This is a genomic window from Arthrobacter sp. C152 (assembly GCF_054890965.1).
Window position 1 is genome coordinate 87,601 of record NZ_JBTZSU010000002.1, and the last position, 18,824, is coordinate 106,424.

The window sequence follows — 18,824 nt, forward strand, 5'->3', positions numbered from 1 at the left end:
GCTTACAGATCAAAATGAACACAGTGTTCAGAAGATGAACGTCTTAACCCCAGTCACGGCATTGTCCGGCACGAGTCCAAGGAAGCACCGCTGCCATGAAAAACGAACCACTGAGCCTTTTCGCCTTTGACGTCTTCGCTCCCTCCCACCTGACCTCGGGGTCCTGGCGGGCTGAAGGTGACCAGGGCTACCGCTACACCGACCTCCAGTACTGGACCGGCATCGCGCAGATGCTGGAAAAGGCGGGCTTTGACGGCATCTTCTTTGCCGACAACGTGGGCTACCACGACGTGTACCGCGGCAACGGCGACGCCGCCCTCCGCGACGCTGCCCAGTTCCCCATCAACGACCCCACCGTGCTGATCAGCGGCATGGCCGCCGTCACCAAGCACCTGAACTTCGGTGTCACCGTCTCGGCAACCTATGAGCCGCCGTACCTGCTGGCGCGCAAGTTCAGCTCCCTGGACCACCTCACCTCCGGCCGCGTCGGCTGGAACATCGTCACGTCCTACTCGGAGGCAGCCGCCCGCAACCTTGGCAAGGAGCAGCAGCTCACCCCCGCGGAGCGCTACGACATGGCCGACGAGTACATGGACGTGGTCTACAAGCTGTGGGAGGGCTCCTTCGAGGAGGATGCCGTAGTCCGGGACGCAGAATCGGCCACCTACATCGACCCTGCCAAGGTGCACCCGATCGGGCACTCCGGAGAGCACTTCACCGTCCCCGGGTTCCACCTGTGCGAGCCCTCCCCACAGCGGACCCCGGTCCTGTTCCAGGCCGGCGCCTCATCAAGGGGCATGGAATTTGGCGGCAAGCACGCGGAAGTGGTGTTCCTCCAGGGTACGTCGGTGGAAGGCACCAAGCGCTCGGTGGACAAGCTCCGCCAGGCTGTGGCCGACGCCGGACGCGATCCCCGCGACGTCAAGATCGTCATCCTGCTCACCGTGGTGGTTGCACCCACCGACGAGGAAGCCCAGGCCAAGTACAACAGGGCCGTGGAAAACGCCCCGATCGAGGGCATCCTGGCCCGCTTCAGCGGCTGGACGGGCATCGACATGTCCGAGTACGAACTCGACACTCCCCTCCGCTCCGTAGGGACGAAGGCCGGGCAGTCCATGGTGGACATGTTCTCCAAGGCGGACCCGGACCGGGACTGGACGCCCCGCCAGATCGCCGAGTTCCTCGCCGTCGGAGGTACCGGCTCCACCATCGTGGGTTCGCCCGCAACCGTGGCCGACGAGCTGCGCCGCTGGCGCGACGGGGCGGACATCGACGGCATCAACCTCAGCTACACCACCAAGCCCGGCGGCTGGGAAGACTTCATCGAACTCGCGCTGCCCGAACTCCGCGCCCAAGGCCTGATCGCCCCCGTCCGCCCTGAAGACGAGGAGCCGGTGACCCTCCGCGAGAAGCTGTTCGGCCAGAAGTACACGCTGGACGGCCACCCGGCCACGGCACAGCGCACCAAGAACCTGAGCGACGCTGCCCGCTGAACGCGCAGCCGTCCACCACGGAATTAGCATCAAAGGATCCTTCAATGACTGAACAAACTGACGTCGTCGTCATCGGCGCCGGGCTGGCCGGGCTCATCACCGCCCGTGAACTGACCAACCGCGGCCACAAGGTGGTTGTCCTCGAAGCCCGCGAACGCCTCGGCGGCCGCATCTACACCGAACCGCGCCTGGGCCAAAACCTGGAGCTCGGCGGCAACTGGCTGCACTGGACCCAGCCCCACGTCTGGGCAGAAGTCACCCGCTACGGACTCGAAGTCTCCCGCGGCCCGCGGTCCGAAGAGACCTACTGGCTGGCCGGCAACGAAGTCCGCCGCGGCAACCTGGACGACTTCATGAAGCTGATCGACCCCGGCATGACCCGCCTGCTCGAAGACACCGTCAAGTGGCTGCCCCGCCCCGACGCACCGCTGACGGTGGAAAACCTCGCCGAGGCAGACCAGTACAACCTGCAGGAAATGCTGGACAAGCTGGACTTGTCCGAGGACGAGCGCAACGCCAACGAGGCCGCCTGGGTGGGGCACTTCAATGCACCCCTGGACCAGTGCGCCTACGTCAATGCGCTGCGCTGGACCGCCGGGTCCTCCGGGCACTGGCACCTGATGCACGAGGCCTCCGCGATCTACCGGCTCAAGGACGGAAACGACGGGCTGGTCAACGCCATTGCCCAGGACACGACGGCGGACATCCGCCTGAACTCCCCCGTCACCCGGGTTGAACACCACCACGACGGCGGCACGGTCACCTACGGCGACGGGCAGCAGATCCAGGCCAGGAAGATCGTGATCACCCTGCCGGTGAACATCCTGCACAAGCTCGACGTCCAGCCCGCACTCTCCGAGGGCAAGCTCGCCCCCAGCCGGGAAAAAACCGCATCCCAGGGCGTCAAGGCCTGGATCCGGGTCAAGGGCCCCATCAAGCCGTTCTTCGCCTACTCCGCCCAGGACAAGCCGCTGTCCGTGATCCGCACCGAATTCGTCAGCGACACGGACGCTGTCCTGGTCGGCTTCGGCGCCGATGGAAACCGGATCGACGTCACTGACAAAGACCAGGTCCAGGAAGCGATCAAGGTCTGGCGCGACGACCTGGAAGTCATCGAGGCTACCGGCCATAAATGGGGCGAAGACCCCTACGCCGAGGAAACCTGGCTGGTCCAGCGCCCCGGGCAGCTCACCAAGTACCACGCCGCGCAGCAGGCCAGCGAAGGCGCCCTGCACTTCGCCAGCGGCGACATCGCCAACATCTGGGCCGGCTTCTTCGACGGCGCCATCGAATCCGGCCTCCGCGCCGGCCGCACCATCCACGCAGAGCTTGCTGCAGAAGGGAAGGAACTGTCGTGACCGCCACCGCACTCGCTCCCCGCACCATCGACTCCGACACCTACCGGGCCGTCATGCGGCACCTGCCCACCGGCGTCGCTGCCGTATGCTCCACCGACCCGGCGGCCGGCGTCCAGAACGGCATGATCGTGGGAACGTTCGCCTCCCTGTCCATGGAACCGGCACTCGTGACGTTCAGCGTGATGCACTCCTCCACGAGCTGGCCGAAGATCTCCGAAGCAGGAACCTTCAGCATCAGCCTGCTCGCCGAGGACCAGCAGCAGGTCTGCCGCGCCCTGTCCGCCAAGGGCGGGGACAAGCTCAGTTCCGTCAGCTGGTCCGAATCGGACTGGGGCACCCCGCACCTGCACGGCTCCCTTGCCTGGTTCGACTGCCGCGTTGAACAGCAGTTCACGGCCGGGGACCACGTCGTCGTCATCGCCAGCGTGCTGGACATGACGCCCGCTGAGGGGGCTTCCGCCCCGCTCATCTTCCACGGCGGCCGCTTCGGAAGCTTCCGCGAAGCCGCCTGAAACCACTCCTCCTCGATCAAGGAAGATTGATATGGATATCACCCCCGCTCCGGCAGAAACCACTGCTGACATCACCCCCGCCTACTACCGCCAGATCCTGGGCAAGCTGCCCACCGGCGTCACCGCCATCACGGGCATCAATGACGACGACGAGAAGCTCGGCCTGGTGGTCGGCACCTTCCAGTCGCTCTCGCTCGACCCGCCCCTCGTCATGTTCTGCGTGGACAAGTCCTCCTCCAGCTGGCCCAAACTGCGCAAGCTGCAGAAGTTCACCGCCAACATCCTCTCCGACGACCAGGTCACCATCTGCAAGTCGCTCTCCCGCAAGGGGCCGCAGAAGTTCGAAGGGCTGCCCTGCGCCCCCGGCCCCCTCGGCACCCCCCACCTCGAAGGCGCCACCGCCTACATCGACTGCCAGGTCACCGCGGAAGTGGTGGTCGGCGACCACTACATGGTGGTCGGCGCCGTCACCAACATGGCGGAAGGCTCAGGCGAAGCTTTGCTCTTCCGGGCCGGCAAGTTCGGCCAGTACCTGCCCATCGAGGTGCCGGCTCCCGAAGCCGCCGCCCCCGCGGCCCCGCAGACCGTCCCCGTTGAACCCGTACCGGCAAGGAGCGCCTCATGACCCGCCAGCAGACCATCCTCGAGGCCTGGAACAAGGCCTGGGGCGACGGCGACCTGACCGCCTTCGAGCAGATGCTCGCCCCGGACTACGTCCGCCGGTCCAAGTCCGGCAGCGAAGATTACGCCACGCTGCGCAAGACCATCGAAGCCACCCACGCCGCCTTCCCGGACACCACCACCGAAATCCTGCACATCCTGGAGGACGGCTCCACGGCCGCGATCCACTGGCAGACCAAGGGCACCCACCAGGGCGAGTTCATGGACGTCCCCGCCACGGGCCGCACCATCACCGTTTCCGGCGCCTCCTTCCTCCGTTTCGACGGCGACAAGCTGGCAGAGGAGTGGGTGGTCTGGGACCCCCGCGAGCTGCTGTCTGCGCTCGGCATCTGGCACCTGGGGCCGGGCAACGCCTGACCGGGGCCTTTCGACTCCTTTCACTGTTTTCTACTGCCCAGGAGGGCACCTCATGACACTTCACGGACACTCCCTGATCGCCGGGGAAGCCACCCCCGGAACCAGCGGCACCACGCACGGGATCAACCCCGCAAGCAACGAAAAGCTGGAGCCGGCCTACTCGCTGATCGGCGAAGACCAGCTCCGGACGGCCACCGAGGCCGCAGCTGACGCATTCAATTCCTTCAGCGCCCTTGACCCGGAGCAACACGCCCGGTTCCTGGACGCCATCGCCGAAAACATCGACGCCATCGGTGACGAACTTATCGAACGGGCCGCCACCGAAACCGGCCTCGGCCTGGACCGGCTCCGCGGCGAACGGGCCCGCACCGTCGGCCAGCTGCGCCTGTTCGCCAACGTGGTGCGCGAGGGCGACTTCCGCGGCGTCCGCATCGACCCCGCCATCCCCGACCGGGCACCGCTGCCCCGCGCCGACATCCGCCAACGCCAGATCCCCTTGGGCCCGGTGGCCGTCTTCGGCGCCAGCAACTTCCCGCTCGCCTTCTCGGTGGCCGGCGGCGACACCGCCTCCGCCTTCGCTGCCGGCTGCCCCGTCGTCGTCAAGGCCCACAACGCCCACCCCGGCACCGCCGAGCTCGTTGGCCAGGCCATCGTCAAGGCGGTCAACGACCTGGGCCTGCACCCGGGCGTGTTCTCCCTGGTCTATGGATCCGGTGCCAGCATCGGCCAGGCCCTTGTCGCCGACCCCGCCATCAAGGCCGTCGGCTTCACCGGCTCCCGCGCCGGCGGTACCGCTTTGATGCGGACCGCCGCAGTACGCCCCGAGCCCATTCCGGTGTACGCCGAGATGTCCTCCATCAACCCGGTCTACGTGTTTCCCGGCGCCCTTGAAGGCGGCAAGGAAACGACGGAGACGCTGGCAAAGCAGTACGTCGCCTCCGTGACGGGCAGCTCCGGCCAGCTCTGCACCTCCCCCGGCCTGGTGTTCGTCCCCGCCGGCGAAGCAGGCGACCGGTTCGCCGCCGCCGTCACCGGTGAAATCACTCCCCTGTCCGGGCAGACCATGCTCAGCGGCGGCATCGCTTCCGCCTGGCAGCACGGCCACGACGCACTCGAGGCCGCCGCCGACGTCGAACTGCTGGGCCGCGGCCGGAAGGGACAGGGCGAGAACGCGCCCGCCTCCGCCGTCTTCAGCTCCGAACTGGACGCCTTTACGTCCAATCCGGTCCTGCACGAGGAAATCTTCGGCGCAGCGTCCCTGGTGGTCCGGTACAAGGGCATCGAGGACCTCGTCGAAGCCACCGGCAAGCTCGACGGGCAGCTGACCGCGTCCCTGCATCTCACCGAGGCCGACTACGCCGACGCCGCTCCCCTCATCCCCGCATTGGAACGCAAAGTGGGACGGATCATCATCAACGGCTGGCCCACAGGAGTGGAAGTCGGCCACGCCATGGTCCATGGCGGCCCCTACCCCGCCACCTCCGACTCCAAGACAACGTCCGTTGGCACCTTGGCGATCGAGCGGTTCCTCCGCCCGGTGGCCTACCAGAACTTCCCGGAGCAGCTGCGCCCGGCACCCCTGCAGGACGCCAACCCCTGGAACGTCAACCGCCTCATCGACGGCAAGCCGGAACACAACTAGGCCGTCTGCAAACCTCCCCATCTTCCGGCCCCGGGCACGCCTCCCGCAACGAGTCGCCCGGGGCCGGACCCCAACCATTGAAATGTGAGAGAACCATGTCCGCCATCACGCTCGAAGACGTCGCCGGCACACTCCGCACCGCCCGGCTGCAGGGCCAGCCCGTCTCCGCCCCCACAGAAACCTGGCCTGCCCTGGACGCCGACGCCGCCTTCCAGGTCCAGAAGATCAACGTTGAGCACGCCGTCGCCGGCGGTGACCGGCTGGTGGGCTACAAGCTCGGCAACATCGCCAAGGTCATGCAGGACGCCTTTGGCCTGGACCAGCCGGACTACGGCCACCTGCTCGCGGGCATCTTCGAGTTCGAAGGCACCACGCTGCAGCGGGACAACTTCATTGCACCCTACGTGGAGCTGGAGCCCGCGTTCGTGCTCCGCTCGCGCCTGGGCGGCCGGAACACGACCATCGCGGACGTCATCAACGCCATCGACTACGCCCTGCCCGCCATCGAAATCATCGACTCCCGCGTCAAGGACTGGGCCATCGGCCTGCCGGACACGCTGGCTGACAATGGTTCCACCGGGGCCGTGATCCTCGGCGGCACGCCGCGGAAAGTCACCGACCTGAACCTGCGCGACACCCGGGGCGTGCTGACCTTCAACCACCGCGAGGTCATCTCCGGCACCACCGGACATATCCTCGGAAACCCGCTCGCCGCCGTCGCCTGGCTGGTCAACCGCCTGGCCGACTACGACGTGGAGTTCGAAGCCGGCCAGGTCATCCTCCCCGGCAGCTGCCTCCAGGCCGTTCCCATGGACGAACCCGGCCGCTGGTCCGGAACGTTCGAAGGCTGGGGCACGGTCGAGTTCGACGTCGCCTGACCATGCGGCTGGCCAACATCTCCGGACGCCTCCACCTCGTCACACCCGATGACCACATCATCGACGTATCGATGGAAACGGGAGGCCACTTCAGCCCCCGGATCCAGGACTGCTACGAGCGCTGGCCAGAGCTCCGCAGCGTTGCCTACACGCTGGAACAGTGGAGCGGGACCCCGCTGGCCGACGTGCCGCCGTCGTCCTTTGGAAATCCCGTGCCGGCACCCCGTCAGGTGTTCGCCATCGGACTGAACTACGCGGCCCACGCCGCGGAGGCCGGTATTGCCGTGCCGGAGGACCTCACGGTGTTCACCAAGTTCCCCAGTTCCCTGACGGGACCGCACGGCAGCATTGCCCTCCCGGCCGGCACCGTGGACTGGGAGGTGGAACTCGTCGTCGTCATTGGCAAGGGCGGCTCCAGCATCCCGCCGGACAATGCCTGGAACCACGTAGCTGGCGTGTCCGCGGGGCAGGACCTTTCCGAGCGCACACTCCAGTCGTCCGGACCCGCGCCGCAGTACAGCCTGGCGAAGTCCTTCCCCGGCTTCGGGCCCATCGGCCCCCTGCTGGTGACACCGGATGAGTTTGAGGATCCCGACGGGATCGAGCTTGGCTGTTCCATCAACGGCGAGCAGGTCCAGAAGGGCAATACGTCGGACATGGTGTTCTCCGTGCCGGAGATCATCGCGCGGCTCTCGCAGGTGACTCCGCTGCTTCCCGGCGACGTGATCTTCACCGGAACGCCGCCCGGCGTCGGGGTGGGCCGGACGCCGCGGCGCTTCCTGAAATCCGGCGACGAGCTGGTCACCTGGGTCCAGGGCGTCGGCCAGATGCGGCACGTGGTGCAGTAAGACGGCGGGAGCCACATCCAACAGTTGATATAAAGGGAGCCCACTCATGAAGATCACTGAGGTCGCGATTTACGCCTACGAGCTGCCGGTAAGCAACGGCCCGTACCGAATGTCCCACGGCGAAATCTTCTCACTCGACACCACCCTGGTGCGTATCACAACCGACACCGGCCTCAGCGGCTGGGGCGAGGCCTGTCCCGTCGGTCCCATCTATGAGCAGACCCACGCCGCAGGCAATCGCGCCGCCCTCGCCGAAATGGCGGCAGGACTGATCGGCCAGGATCCGACGAACATCGTGCTGCTCCACCGCCGCATGGACGGACTGCTAGCGGGACATCGGTACGCCAAAGCTGCCATCGACATTGCCGCGCATGACGTGACCGGCAAGCACTACGGCGTCCGCGTCGCGGACCTGCTCGGCGGAGCGGAGACCGAACTGATCCCGTCCTACTACGCACTGGCTGTCGACGAACCGGACATCGTTGCAGCACGCGCCGCCGCAAAGGTCGCCGAGGGCTACCCGCGACTGCAGCTCAAGGTTGGAGGCCGCCCCATCGACCTCGACATAGAGACGGTACGCAAAGTCTGGGAGCGCGTGGGAAGCCTGGGCGTCAGCCTCGCGGTAGACGCCAACCGCGGCCTCACCGTGCGCGATGCGCTGCGGCTCAGCCGCGAATGCCCTGATGTCCCCTTTATCATCGAGCAACCCGGCAACACGATCGACGAAGTGCTCTCGCTGCGCGGGCGGACGAACCACGCAATTTACCTTGACGAGATCACCACCGACCTCACTAAGGCCGTCGGCGCGGTCGCCAACGGCAACTGCGACGGGCTGGGGATGAAAGTAACGCGCGTTGGGGGTCTCCACCCAGCGCGGGTAGTACGTGATGTGTGCGAGGCCTACTCGACACCACACACCAGCGACGACTCCTGGGGCGGAGACATTATCGCCGCAGCCTGCGCCCACCTCGGAGCGACCGTACTCCCGGCGCTCAATGAAGGCGTTTGGATTGCCCAGCCGTACATCTCCGGCCACTACGACCCAAACGGCGGCATCAGTGTTAAGGACGGCCACATCCGCCTCCCGGAGGGACCCGGCCTGGGAATCGAGCCGGACGTAACCCTCTTCGGCCCACCTGTTGCCGTCTTCGGCTGATTCCCCGCCGGTTGCCACAAGCCATCAACGAAGTTCCCCGGGCAACGCTCGGTGGCCCACAACCGAAGGGCACAGTCCCGCTCGGCTCGAGCGTGTAGCGGCCAGGTTCGTGGCGCGTGACAAGGATGCCCGCCTGCTGTTGGGGCTTCTGCCGGAGCAGGGCTTCGGTGCTGCGGCCCGTCGTCAGATCCCAAACACCGGGGAGGCAGAACCGCGTGCACCGCTGGTTCTGCCTCTCCGCGTGTCGTTCTGTGAGGGGCCGTGGGTTAGTTCACCGTGGCCTGGTGGTGGTCGGCGTGTTCCGGCGTCTTGATTTCCTCGTCAACTGCTGCGAGTGATTCGGTGCGTGTTTCAGGTGCCCAGCGCCAGCAGACGAAGGCGCCGATGACGAGGACGGCGACGCAGGCCGTCAGGGCGGTGTTGATGCCGGCCCCTGCAACCACGACGGGGAGAAGGAAGGTGCTTCCTGCGGATCCGAGACGGCTTGATGCGGTGGCGACGCCGACGCCGGAGGCGCGCAGTTCGGTGGGAAACAGCTCGGGCGGGTAGGCGAATTCGAGGTTGGCCGCCGCGGACAGGACCAGGGCGAAGGACGCGAACAGGATGACAGCCAGGACCGGGCTGACGGAGGCGAACATGACCAGGCCGGCCAGCAGCGCCGCGCCGAGGATGAAGCTGCCGATCAGGAAGGCTCTGCGGGAGATCCTGTCAATAATCAGCATGCCGACGATGGCTCCGACGAGCAGGAACACGTTGTAGGCGGCGCCCGCTGCGAGTTTTCCGGATACGCCGAGGGCTTCCATGACCTGGGGCGCGAAGGTTCCCAGGGCGAAGTAGGGGATGACCTGGCAGACGTAGAAGACGGCGCCGACCATGGTCCGTTTCCGGTACTTGGCCGAGAACAGAACAGCGAACCCTCCGGACCTCTTCACCGAACCTGTGGGAGGAGGAGCCACATTCTTGCCGACGTGGCGTCGGACAACGTTCGCTGCTTCCTGGAGGCGGCCATGCTGGGTCAGCCACAGTGGCGACTCGGGGACTCCGAGGCGGAATCCGAAGACGATGAGCGCAGGTGCGGCGCTGACCAGGAGCATCCAGCGCCAGGCGTCCGGGCCGATTTCGGAGAGCAGGAAGCCCACAAGGTAGGCGACGACGTATCCGAGCGCCCAGGCGACGGCAAGGAAGCTCATGAGCCGCCCGCGGAAGTGCCGTGGAGAATGTTCGGTGACCAAGGATTTACTGACCACGTAGTCCGCGCCGAGGGCGATGCCCAGGAGGAGCCGGAGGACAAACAGCTGCCAGGGTTCCTGAACGAAGAACTGGATCGCTGACAGGATGCCAAAGGCCAGCATGTCCCAGCCGAAGATCCGGCGGCGGCCGATCCTGTCGGCGATGGGCCCTGTGACAATGGCTCCCAGGAAGAGCCCGGCCAGGGTAGCTGCGCCCAGCAGTCCAATCCACAGCGGGGTCAGGTGCAGGGCTGCGGTGGCCGAGGCCAGGACGATACCGACGATGCCGAGGACGAACCCGTCACTGAACTGTCCACCGGTGCCTGCAACGGCGACGCGGATGTGGAAGCGGTTGAGAGGGGCGTCTTCGTAGGCGATCTGTTGGGTGCTCATCGGGTTGCCTCCATTCCGGCTGTGCGAACGTTCTTTACTTCCTGGGTTGTGGCGTCGTAGCCCTGTTCGGCTGCCATGATGACCCACCGGTCAAAGCCTGCATTGATGTTTTCGTGGAGCCGGCGGCCGTCCCAGGTCAGGTCCTTGATGCACCTGCGTGCGAAGGTAGTCGCGCTGGTGGTGAGGTCGTCGAAGATGTTCAGGATGGAGTCGACGATGACTGGTTCCATGATGTTGAGCTCCAGTTCGCCGGCGGCGACGGCGCACTCGACGGTGTGGGCTGCTCCCCGGATGCGGTAGCTGAGCTGCATGACGAATTCCGGGATGACCGGGTTGATCTTGCCGGGCATGATCGAAGATCCGGCCTGGACTGCCGGGAGGGTGACTTCACTGATTCCTCCCCCCGGGCCGGAGGACAGGAACCGCAGGTCGGCAGCGATTTTTGCCATGGTAATCGCCGCGCGGGCGCCGGCCGAGGCGATGGCGGCGTACGGGTCGAGGTGTGCCAGGGCATCGACGAGGTCCTCTGATCCAGTCAGCTCCCGTCCCGTGGCGTCGCTGAGCTCCTGCACACAGAGCTCGCGGTAGCCCTCGGGTGCGCCGATTCCGGTTCCCAAGACCGTCGCGCCGATCGGAATCGTATCGAGCTCAGCTGTTGCTGCGCGCAGCCCTTCGGCCACCCGGCGGATGGCTGCGGCATGGGACCGGTGCGTCTGTCCCACCGTCAGAACGACGGCGTCCTGAAGGCAGGTGCGGCCCAGCCGCTGTGTGGTCTCGTACTCGGCCGCTTTCGCTTCGAATGCCTCGGCGAGAGCAGCAAGTGCATCGAGCGGACCCTCGGAAAGCTCTCCGATAGTCAGTGCCATGGCCGTCGGGTAGGTGTCGTTGGTCGACTGCGATGCATTGACATGATCGTTCGGGTGGACAGGCTCACCAGCGATTTGTGAAGCCCGTGCAGCGATGACCTCGTTGAAGTTCATGTTCGTCGTGGTCCCGCCACCGCCCAGAACGAGAGCGGTGGGGAACTGCGCTGCATGCTCACCCGAGATGATCTCACCACACGCAGCTTCAATCGCCTCTGTAATGGAAAGTGGGAGGACTCCGAGCTTGGCATTGGACCGTGCCGCTGCCGCTTTCACCCGTGCGTAATTCCGCACGAAGGCGGGCACATCGGCCACTGTGCGGCCGGGGATACCGAAGTTACTGACGGCGAGTTTTGACTGCTTACCGTACAAAACCTGGCCGCTGGACGTCTCTGTCTGAAGGACCGTCATTTCTAAACCTTTCACGTGATGCGTACCACAATGCATCGAAGGTACGGCCACGAAACAGGGTTCAGGAAAGCGTGTTGCTGCAGAAGCAACACCACTTTGCTTTTTCGCTCGGCAAAGCCATTCTATTTAAGAAAGTCAGTTGCTGTCACAACAACAAACCAGGGAGTGCATGATGGGCGATAGTGCCGCGGAACGGGTTGCCGCGCTGCTGCTGGCGTTCGAAAACCCGGGACAAGCCGGAGGGGAACACTCGGTCAGCGAACTTGCCCGGGCGGTGGGCAAAGAACGCAGCCAGGTTTCCCGGATGCTGAAGGCACTCGCGCGAAGCGGACTTGTCGAACAGGACCCAGACCGGCGTACTTATAGGTTGGGATGGAACCTCCGGATTTTGTCCACCGGCGCAGGCAACTACCCGTTGGTCCTTGCCAGTCGGCCCGCGCTGCAGGCCCTGGTGGCCAAAACCGGCGAAGTGGCCCTGCTTTCAGTCCAGGAAGGCAACCGATCGCTCACGGTCCTCCGTGAAGAATCCCAGCAATCCCTCCAGGCCGGCGGCTGGGTGGGGCGCAGGTCACCCATGCACTGCACCGCATCAGGGCGGGCACTGATGTTCGACTTCGACGACGACCACATCGAAACACTCACCGTTGGGGACCTGGACATGCCCACCTCGGCCCCCGGTGCGCCAAAGAACGTCGCTGCGCTCCTGCAAAGGGTTCACCTCGAGCGCGCCAGGGGCTACTCCATCGCATCCGAAGAAGTTGAAATCGGGCTCACGTCCGTTGGCACCCCGGTCCGCGATCGCATGGGCCACATCGCAGGCGTGCTGAATGTCTCCGCGCCCACCTCACGAATCATCAACCGAACAGATTCAATCGGACAGCTGCTCATCACCGCATCAAAGGCGATTACGCAGAACCTCGGATCACGCAGAACCTAGGGCGCCCGTCCTGCGCAGCCGGCCTCTCAGCTCGGCCACGCCCCACACTGCCAGCAGCAGCGCCACGAGCAGGAGCCCGGCGTCGCCCAGGTCGATCGACGCGAACCACAGCGTCAGGGGGTCGTGCAGGCCGAACGCTGCGTTGAAGAATCCGCCCAGCGTGATCGCGGCGATGAACAGTGCCGAGACGGCGGAGATGCCGGTGACCAGGGCGTTGAAGCCAACGCGTCGCTGCGGATCGTCCAGCGCGGAACGGTACATCCGCATCATCGCCAGGCCGTTGAGCGAATCGCACATTGTCATCGCGGCGGCGAACGCCAGCGGCAGCGCAAGAAGGGTGAACGGGGGCACCCCGGCCAACGAGGCCGCCGTCGTCATCATCAGCAGCCCGATGGTCGTGGCGGTGTCGAATCCCAGCCCGAACAGGAAGCCGATCACATAGATGTTCCGCGGCCGCCGCACCCTGGACAGCGGCTTGGCGAGAAGCCGGGCCACCATGCCCTGCGGCTCAAGTTCACGGGGGTCGACGGCGGCACCCTTCCGGACGCGGCGGTAGGCCCGGGCCGAGCGGGCGAACGCCGAGCCGTTGAACAGGCCCATGGCCAGCAGGAACAGGCCCGAAACACCGCTGCCAATGAGCCCCAGCACAAGGTTCCCGGCTGAACCGTCCTCCATGAACTCGCCCACCATGGTTGCGCCGGCGATCACCAGGACACCGGCCAAGGTAACCACCGAACTGTGGCCCAGGCTGAAGGCGAAGCCCACGCTCACCGGGTGCTGGCGTTGCGCCACGAACTTGCGGGTGGAGTTGTCGATCGCGGCCAGGTGGTCCCAGTCGTAGCTGTGCTTCACCCCGGCCAGATAGGCGGTGAAGACCAGGCCCCAGGTGAGCGCCTGCGGGTTTTCGGCCGCCGCGTTTCCGGCGAGGAGAAGGACGACGGCGGCGGCATGCAGGGCAGCCACGGCACCGAAGGTGAAGAACACCCGGGTCCGGAGCGGCAATGCTTCCCGGTCCCGGTAGAGGGTGGCGATGTTCGCCAGGGCCGTCATCAGTGCTTCCTCAGGTTTAGTGGCCCCTGGCCGTGCCAACGTTGCCGGAGGAGGTTGGCGCAGGCGCCGAGCAGGCGGTTCAGTTCGCCGGTGCTGTTGGACAACGAGCGCAGCACCAGGCCGGTGGTTCCTCCGACGGTGCGGGTGAGCGAGATGCCGGTCAGCGCGTTCCGGCCGGCCGCCTGCTGGTGCAGGTCGTCGGCGAGCGCCTGGTCCACCCTCGCATCCACCACCACCAGCGATCCCAGGTGGCTGTAGCCCTCCATGAACCCGAGGCCGGTGACATCGCCCATTGGCGGCCGGATCAGCAGGTTGTCGAGCGCCAACAGTTGCGTGCCGTGGTCCGTTTCGACATGGATTTCATTGCGCAGCCGGACTTCCTCGTACCGGAACGAGGCACCGTCCGGTGACCAGCCCGGCGTCACCACCTCGGCCATGACCAGCGTCGACGAAGCCCGCAACGTCACAGAGGTCCGCTGCCGGTAGCGGGCCTCGCGATAAGCGATGAGCTGGTCCGGCATCAGCTCCAGCCGGGCCCCCTCCCCCAGCCGCACAGCCATCCGCTGCTCGGCAAAAGACCCGGGAGTCCGATAAACCTTGGTAGCGGACTGCGTCGTCAGCAGCAGCGAAGCAGAGTCGCCGACCTCCACATCCAGCAAAAAGAGATCCGCCCCCAGATAAGCCCCGCCAGGATTCACGACGACATAACAAACCTGCCCAGAGTCATCGAGGTAGTGAGGCCGCATAACCCGAAGAGCCCCCTCATGGAACTGGCGCGAGGCGACTGACCGCCCGCCCCGCAAACTAATGCCAAGCTCAAGCCGCCCCATCGGTGACGCACCCGCTGAGGCGGCGGAGCCGGATGTAAGGGGCCGCGGCGTGGCGGGCACCGCGGAGCGGGCACGGCCCCTTACATCCGGTGAAGCCGCCGGGGCCGCTCCCGCCGTCGTGCTCATGCCAAATCAAGCATCAGGACGTCGTGCCGGATCCACTCGATGACCTTGTCGAGCCCGTCGTCGGTTTTGAGGTTGGTGAAGCAGAAGGGCTTGTTGCCGCGGAATTCCTTGGAGTCCCGTTCCATGACTGACAGGTCCGCGCCAACGTGGGGTGCGAGGTCGGTTTTGTTGATGATGAAGAGGTCGGACTTGATCATGCCCTGGCCGGCTTTGCGGGGGATCTTCTCGCCCTGGGCCACGTCGATGATGTAGATGGAGAAGTCGACGAGTTCGGGGCTGAAGGTGGCGGAGAGGTTGTCGCCGCCGGACTCGACGAAGATGACCTGCAGGTCGGGGTGCCGGGCTTTGAGTTCCTCGATGGCGGCGGTGTTCATGGAGGTGTCTTCGCGGATGGCGGTGTGCGGGCAGCCGCCGGTTTCGACGCCGATGATCCGGTCTACGGGGAGGATGCCGTTGGCGGCGAGAATTTTGGCGTCCTCAATGGTGTAGATGTCGTTGGTGATGGCAGCCATGGAGATGTCGCCGCTCATGTGCCGGGTGAGCCGCTCCACGAGCTGGGTTTTGCCGGCGCCGACGGGCCCGCCGATGCCGATTTTGATGGGTTCAGCCATGGTTTCCTCCTAAGAAACAACAGAGCACGGTCAGCTCATGAACATCCGGGCACGCTGGCGTTCGTGCCGCATTTGCGAAATTTCCAGTCCGGGGCTGACGGCGCCGAAGTCGTCCGGCGTGAGGTGCGCGATCGCCTCGATGGCGGCAGCGACGTCGTCGTGCGCTTTCCGCAGTACCCGCTGCCCGGCGTTCTGGCCGAGGGGGATGGCCCGGACGGCGTTCTGCGTGAGGGATGTGACGGTGGCGAAGAGGTAGGCGGCGAGTGCCTCCTGCAGCGGCACGCCGAGGGAGCGGGCGACGACGGCGAACGCCAGCGGCTGGTGCCCGGCGGCCCGGCCGGTGGCCACCAGGTCCCGGTACAGGTCGAGCGCAGGTGAGGGAAACACCTCAGTCCCAATCTCGAGCAGCCGCGACCCCATTTTGAGGGAGGCCTCCCGAACCTGCCGCGGCAAAAGCGAAGCGGACAGCAAAGAGTCCAGCTCCCCCAGACCAACCCCCTCATACAGGAGACGAATCGCAAGACCATCCGAATAGGTCAAGGACTGCGAAACAAACGCGCCGAGCCAGATTCCGAAAGACCCTTCATCAAAAACGAGCTCCCGTTCGATGTACGTCTCAAACCCAAAAGAGTGCGCAAAAGCCCCAGTAGGAAGCGCAGAGTCAGTGAGCTGCTGAAGGGCAAGCTGGTAACTCATAACCCGGCTCCCCAGGTGACGTGCGCGCCCAACTCGGCGGAGGCGGGTGATAGGGGCCGCGGCGTGGCGGGCACCGCGAAGCGGGCACGGCCCCTATCACCCGCCGAAGCCCCCGCGCCATACCAAGCCGAAGGAGCCGAAGGCGATGAGTCAGTGACTATGTTCAGCATGGCGGAAAGGCACAGGCATGACGCGTTCCTGGCGGGTGTAGGGCACGGAGTTGTGGCGGAGGTAGTCCTCGACGGTGTGGTCGTAGGCGCACACCATGACGTCGGCTTCATATTCCGAGGACGCGTCGAAGAACTGTGCCTGGAGGTGCCGGTTCCCGAGCGAGTGTGCGGTGACGCCCATTTCGTGGATGGTCCGGGGCGCGATGACGAGGACGTCGGTGGGCAGCACGGACACCACGATCATGTTGGTGTCGGCAACGTGGAGGATGTCGCCGTCGCGGAGGTCGCCGGAGCCGGAGGGGAGCCGGATGCCGATCTCCTTGCCGTGGTCGGTGGTCGCCCGCTGGATGCGTTTGACCAGGGAGGCGCTGGGCAGCACCACCTTTTCGCGGTGCAGGCCGGCGTACGCGGCGAGGTCGGTGTCCGGCAGGTCATGCAGGTTGCCGAGGATTTTGTCGATGATCACGTGTTTCTCCGGGTTTCTAGAACAAGAAGTAGCGCTGTGCAATGGGCAGCACGTCGGAGGGCTCGCAGGTGACGTCTTCGCCGTCGACCGTCACCTGGTACGTTTCCGGGTCCACTTGGATGTCCGGCGTCGCGTCGTTGTACTTGAGGTCGGCTTTCGTGAGGTGCCGGATGCCGGAGACGGGGCGGATGACCTTCTCGAGCCCGAGTTCTTCAGGCACGCCGGCCTCGATTGCGGCCTTGGACAGGAAGGTGATTGAGGACTGGTGCACGGCCTTGCCGAAGGTGGCGAACATCGGGCGCATGGTCCGCGGCTGCGGTGTGGGGATGGAGGCGTTGGCGTCCCCCATCAGGGCGTAGGCGATCTGGCCGCCCTTGAGCACGAGCTCCGGTTTGACGCCGAAGAACGCGGGATCCCAGAGGACCAGGTCGGCGAACCTGCCCACCTCCACGGACCCGACAGAGTCGGCGATGCCCTGGGCTATGGCGGGGTTCACGGTGTACTTGGCCACGTACCGCTTGAGCCGGAAGTTGTCGCTGCCCGCACTGCCGTGCGCCCCGCCGTCGTTGTCTTCCAGAACCCCGCGCTGCTTCTTCATCTTGTCCGCCACCTGCCAGGTGCGGGTGATGACTTCACCCACCCGGCCCATGGCCTGGGAGTCGGAGGAGGTGATGGAGAAAATGCCCAGGTCCTGCAGGACGTCCTCGGCCGCGATGGTTTCGGCCCGGATGCGGGAATCGGCGAAGGCCACGTCCTCGGGGATGTCCGGGTTGAGGTGGTGGCACACCATGAGCATGTCCAGGTGCTCTTCGATGGTGTTGCGCGTGTAGGGCAGGGTGGGGTTGGTGGAGGCGGGCAGGACGTTGGGCATGCCGGCAATTTTGATGATGTCCGGCGCGTGCCCGCCGCCGGCGCCCTCGGTGTGGAACGTATGGATGACGCGGCCATTGATGGCCCGGATGGTGTCCTCCACGAACCCGCACTCGTTGAGGGTGTCGGTGTGGATGGCCACCTGCACGTCGTACTCATCAGCCACCGTCAGCGACGTGTCGATCGAGGAGGTGGTGGACCCCCAGTCCTCGTGCACCTTGAGCCCGATGGCACCTGCGCGGATCTGCTCGGCGAGGGGTTCGACGGCGGACGCGTGCCCTTTGCCGAACAGGCCGATGTTCATGGGGAACGCCTCGGCCGCCTGCAGCATCCGCTGGATGTGCCACTTCCCGGGGGTCACCGTGGTGGCTTTGGTGCCTTCGGCCGGGCCGGTGCCGCCGCCGATCATGGTGGTCACGCCGCTGGCGAGGGCGGTGGCCACCTGGTCCGGGGAGATGAAGTGGATGTGGGTGTCCACCCCGCCGGCGGTGAGGATCTTCCGTTCCCCGGCGATGATCTCGGTGCTGGCGCCGATGACGATGTCCACGCCGTCGGTGATCTGCGGGTTTCCGGCCTTGCCGATTGTGACGATGTGCCCGTCCTTGAGGGCGATGTCGGCCTTGTAGATGCCGGTGTAGTCAAGGATCACGGCGTTGGTGATGACGGTGTCCGGCACACCGTCATCGGAACCAACACCATCCCGGGTGGCCTGGCCGTTCTGGCCCATGCCGTCGCGGATCACCTTGCCGCCGCCGAACACCACCTCCTCGCCGTAGACGGTGAGGTCCTGCTCGATCTCGAGGAACAGGTCGGTGTCTGCCAGCCGGATCTTGTCGCCGGTGGTTGGGCCGTAGAGGTCCGCGTACTGCCGGCGGGGAATCTCGAAACTCACTTGCCGCCCCCTTCCGTGACGGACCCGCCGGGGCGGGGGCCGCCGTCGAGCCTTCCGTTGACGGCGTTGCTGAGCCCGAAGACCTCGCGGCGCCCGGCGAGTTCGATGAGCCGGACGGTCCGCGAGTCCCCGGGCTCGAACCGGGCAGCCGTTCCTGCGGGGATGTCCAGGCGCCTGCCGTACGCGGCTTCCCGGTCAAAGTCCAGAGCAGCGTTGGCCTCGGCGAAGTGGAAGTGCGAACCGACCTGCACGGGCCGGTCGCCGGTGTTGGTCACGGCAACCTCGATCGCTTCCCTCCCGGCGTTGGCCGTCACGGGTTCCGGCCGGAGGACGTACTCTCCTGGGATCATGGCGG

Annotated in this window: 19 protein-coding genes; 10 read left to right on the forward strand and 9 right to left on the reverse strand. The window is 65.8% G+C overall.

Annotated features, from left to right (window positions below; all coding sequences use genetic code 11):
• Window positions 1-95 precede the first annotated feature (95 nt).
• From ACYSM9_RS01835 to ACYSM9_RS01875, 9 genes are all read left to right on the forward strand, one after another.
• On the forward strand, window positions 96-1,493 hold the full coding sequence (locus tag ACYSM9_RS01835) for an LLM class flavin-dependent oxidoreductase (RefSeq protein ID WP_461855287.1): 1,398 nt from the start codon (window positions 96-98) through the stop codon (window positions 1,491-1,493).
• Window positions 1,494-1,537: 44 nt separating this feature from the next.
• Window positions 1,538-2,851, forward strand: coding sequence for a flavin monoamine oxidase family protein (locus tag ACYSM9_RS01840; protein WP_461855288.1), 1,314 nt, complete (start codon window positions 1,538-1,540; stop codon window positions 2,849-2,851).
• Window positions 2,848-3,363, forward strand: coding sequence for a flavin reductase family protein (locus tag ACYSM9_RS01845; protein ID WP_461855289.1), 516 nt, complete (start codon window positions 2,848-2,850; stop codon window positions 3,361-3,363). Before ACYSM9_RS01840 ends, ACYSM9_RS01845 begins: the two co-directional genes overlap by 4 nt.
• Window positions 3,364-3,394: 31 nt before the next feature.
• Window positions 3,395-3,988: a flavin reductase family protein gene (locus tag ACYSM9_RS01850; RefSeq protein ID WP_461855290.1), complete on the forward strand. Its 594-nt coding sequence runs from the start codon at window positions 3,395-3,397 to the stop codon at window positions 3,986-3,988.
• Window positions 3,985-4,401 (forward strand): ester cyclase, encoded by a 417-nt coding sequence (locus tag ACYSM9_RS01855; RefSeq protein ID WP_461855291.1) that lies wholly within the window; start codon window positions 3,985-3,987, stop codon window positions 4,399-4,401. Before ACYSM9_RS01850 ends, ACYSM9_RS01855 begins: the two co-directional genes overlap by 4 nt.
• A gap of 52 nt (window positions 4,402-4,453) precedes the next feature.
• Entirely contained in the window at window positions 4,454-6,043 is a 1,590-nt protein-coding gene (locus ACYSM9_RS01860; RefSeq protein ID WP_461855292.1) for an aldehyde dehydrogenase (NADP(+)), read from the forward strand.
• A 95-nt stretch (window positions 6,044-6,138) separates the two neighbouring features.
• The gene (locus ACYSM9_RS01865) at window positions 6,139-6,921 is read left to right on the forward strand and encodes a 2-keto-4-pentenoate hydratase (RefSeq protein WP_461855293.1); all 783 of its coding nucleotides are present in this window, start codon (window positions 6,139-6,141) and stop codon (window positions 6,919-6,921) included.
• A 2-nt stretch (window positions 6,922-6,923) separates the two neighbouring features.
• Window positions 6,924-7,769 (forward strand): fumarylacetoacetate hydrolase family protein, encoded by an 846-nt coding sequence (locus tag ACYSM9_RS01870; RefSeq protein ID WP_461855294.1) that lies wholly within the window; start codon window positions 6,924-6,926, stop codon window positions 7,767-7,769.
• A 46-nt stretch (window positions 7,770-7,815) separates the two neighbouring features.
• Window positions 7,816-8,925, forward strand: a complete 1,110-nt coding sequence (locus tag ACYSM9_RS01875) for a mandelate racemase/muconate lactonizing enzyme family protein (protein ID WP_461855295.1) — start codon at window positions 7,816-7,818, stop codon at window positions 8,923-8,925.
• 266 nt (window positions 8,926-9,191) lie between these two features.
• Here the strand turns inward: ACYSM9_RS01875 and ACYSM9_RS01880 are convergent, their stop codons facing one another.
• Entirely contained in the window at window positions 9,192-10,547 is a 1,356-nt protein-coding gene (locus ACYSM9_RS01880) for an MFS transporter (protein WP_461855296.1), read from the reverse strand.
• Window positions 10,544-11,821: a lyase family protein gene (locus ACYSM9_RS01885; protein ID WP_461855297.1), complete on the reverse strand. Its 1,278-nt coding sequence runs from the start codon at window positions 11,819-11,821 to the stop codon at window positions 10,544-10,546. Before ACYSM9_RS01885 ends, ACYSM9_RS01880 begins: the two co-directional genes overlap by 4 nt.
• Window positions 11,822-11,990: 169 nt before the next feature.
• On the opposite strand from ACYSM9_RS01885, the gene ACYSM9_RS01890 reads away from it, so the two are divergent.
• Window positions 11,991-12,758 carry an IclR family transcriptional regulator gene (locus tag ACYSM9_RS01890; RefSeq protein ID WP_461855298.1) on the forward strand — a complete coding sequence of 256 codons (768 nt, stop codon included), beginning with the start codon at window positions 11,991-11,993 and terminating at the stop codon, window positions 12,756-12,758.
• Here the strand turns inward: ACYSM9_RS01890 and ACYSM9_RS01895 are convergent.
• From ACYSM9_RS01895 to ACYSM9_RS01925, 7 genes are all read right to left on the reverse strand, one after another.
• Window positions 12,744-13,808: a HoxN/HupN/NixA family nickel/cobalt transporter gene (locus ACYSM9_RS01895; protein WP_461855299.1), complete on the reverse strand. Its 1,065-nt coding sequence runs from the start codon at window positions 13,806-13,808 to the stop codon at window positions 12,744-12,746. The two genes, ACYSM9_RS01890 and ACYSM9_RS01895, sit on opposite strands and share 15 nt — an antisense overlap.
• Window positions 13,808-14,638 carry an urease accessory protein UreD gene (locus ACYSM9_RS01900; RefSeq protein ID WP_461855300.1) on the reverse strand — a complete coding sequence of 277 codons (831 nt, stop codon included), beginning with the start codon at window positions 14,636-14,638 and terminating at the stop codon, window positions 13,808-13,810. The genes ACYSM9_RS01895 and ACYSM9_RS01900 overlap by 1 nt, the downstream gene beginning before the upstream one ends.
• 122 nt (window positions 14,639-14,760) lie before the next feature.
• Window positions 14,761-15,375, reverse strand: a complete 615-nt coding sequence (ureG, locus tag ACYSM9_RS01905) for an urease accessory protein UreG (RefSeq protein ID WP_461855301.1) — start codon at window positions 15,373-15,375, stop codon at window positions 14,761-14,763.
• Window positions 15,376-15,405: 30 nt separating this feature from the next.
• Window positions 15,406-16,071 carry an urease accessory protein UreF gene (locus ACYSM9_RS01910; RefSeq protein WP_461855302.1) on the reverse strand — a complete coding sequence of 222 codons (666 nt, stop codon included), beginning with the start codon at window positions 16,069-16,071 and terminating at the stop codon, window positions 15,406-15,408.
• A gap of 150 nt (window positions 16,072-16,221) precedes the next feature.
• Entirely contained in the window at window positions 16,222-16,707 is a 486-nt protein-coding gene (gene ureE / locus ACYSM9_RS01915; protein WP_461855303.1) for an urease accessory protein UreE, read from the reverse strand.
• 16 nt (window positions 16,708-16,723) lie between these two features.
• Window positions 16,724-18,469, reverse strand: coding sequence for an urease subunit alpha (gene ureC / locus ACYSM9_RS01920; protein WP_461855304.1), 1,746 nt, complete (start codon window positions 18,467-18,469; stop codon window positions 16,724-16,726).
• Complete coding sequence (locus ACYSM9_RS01925; RefSeq protein ID WP_461855305.1) at window positions 18,466-18,819, reverse strand: urease subunit beta; 354 nt, start codon at window positions 18,817-18,819, stop codon at window positions 18,466-18,468. The genes ureC and ACYSM9_RS01925 overlap by 4 nt, the downstream gene beginning before the upstream one ends.
• Window positions 18,820-18,824 lie beyond the last annotated feature (5 nt).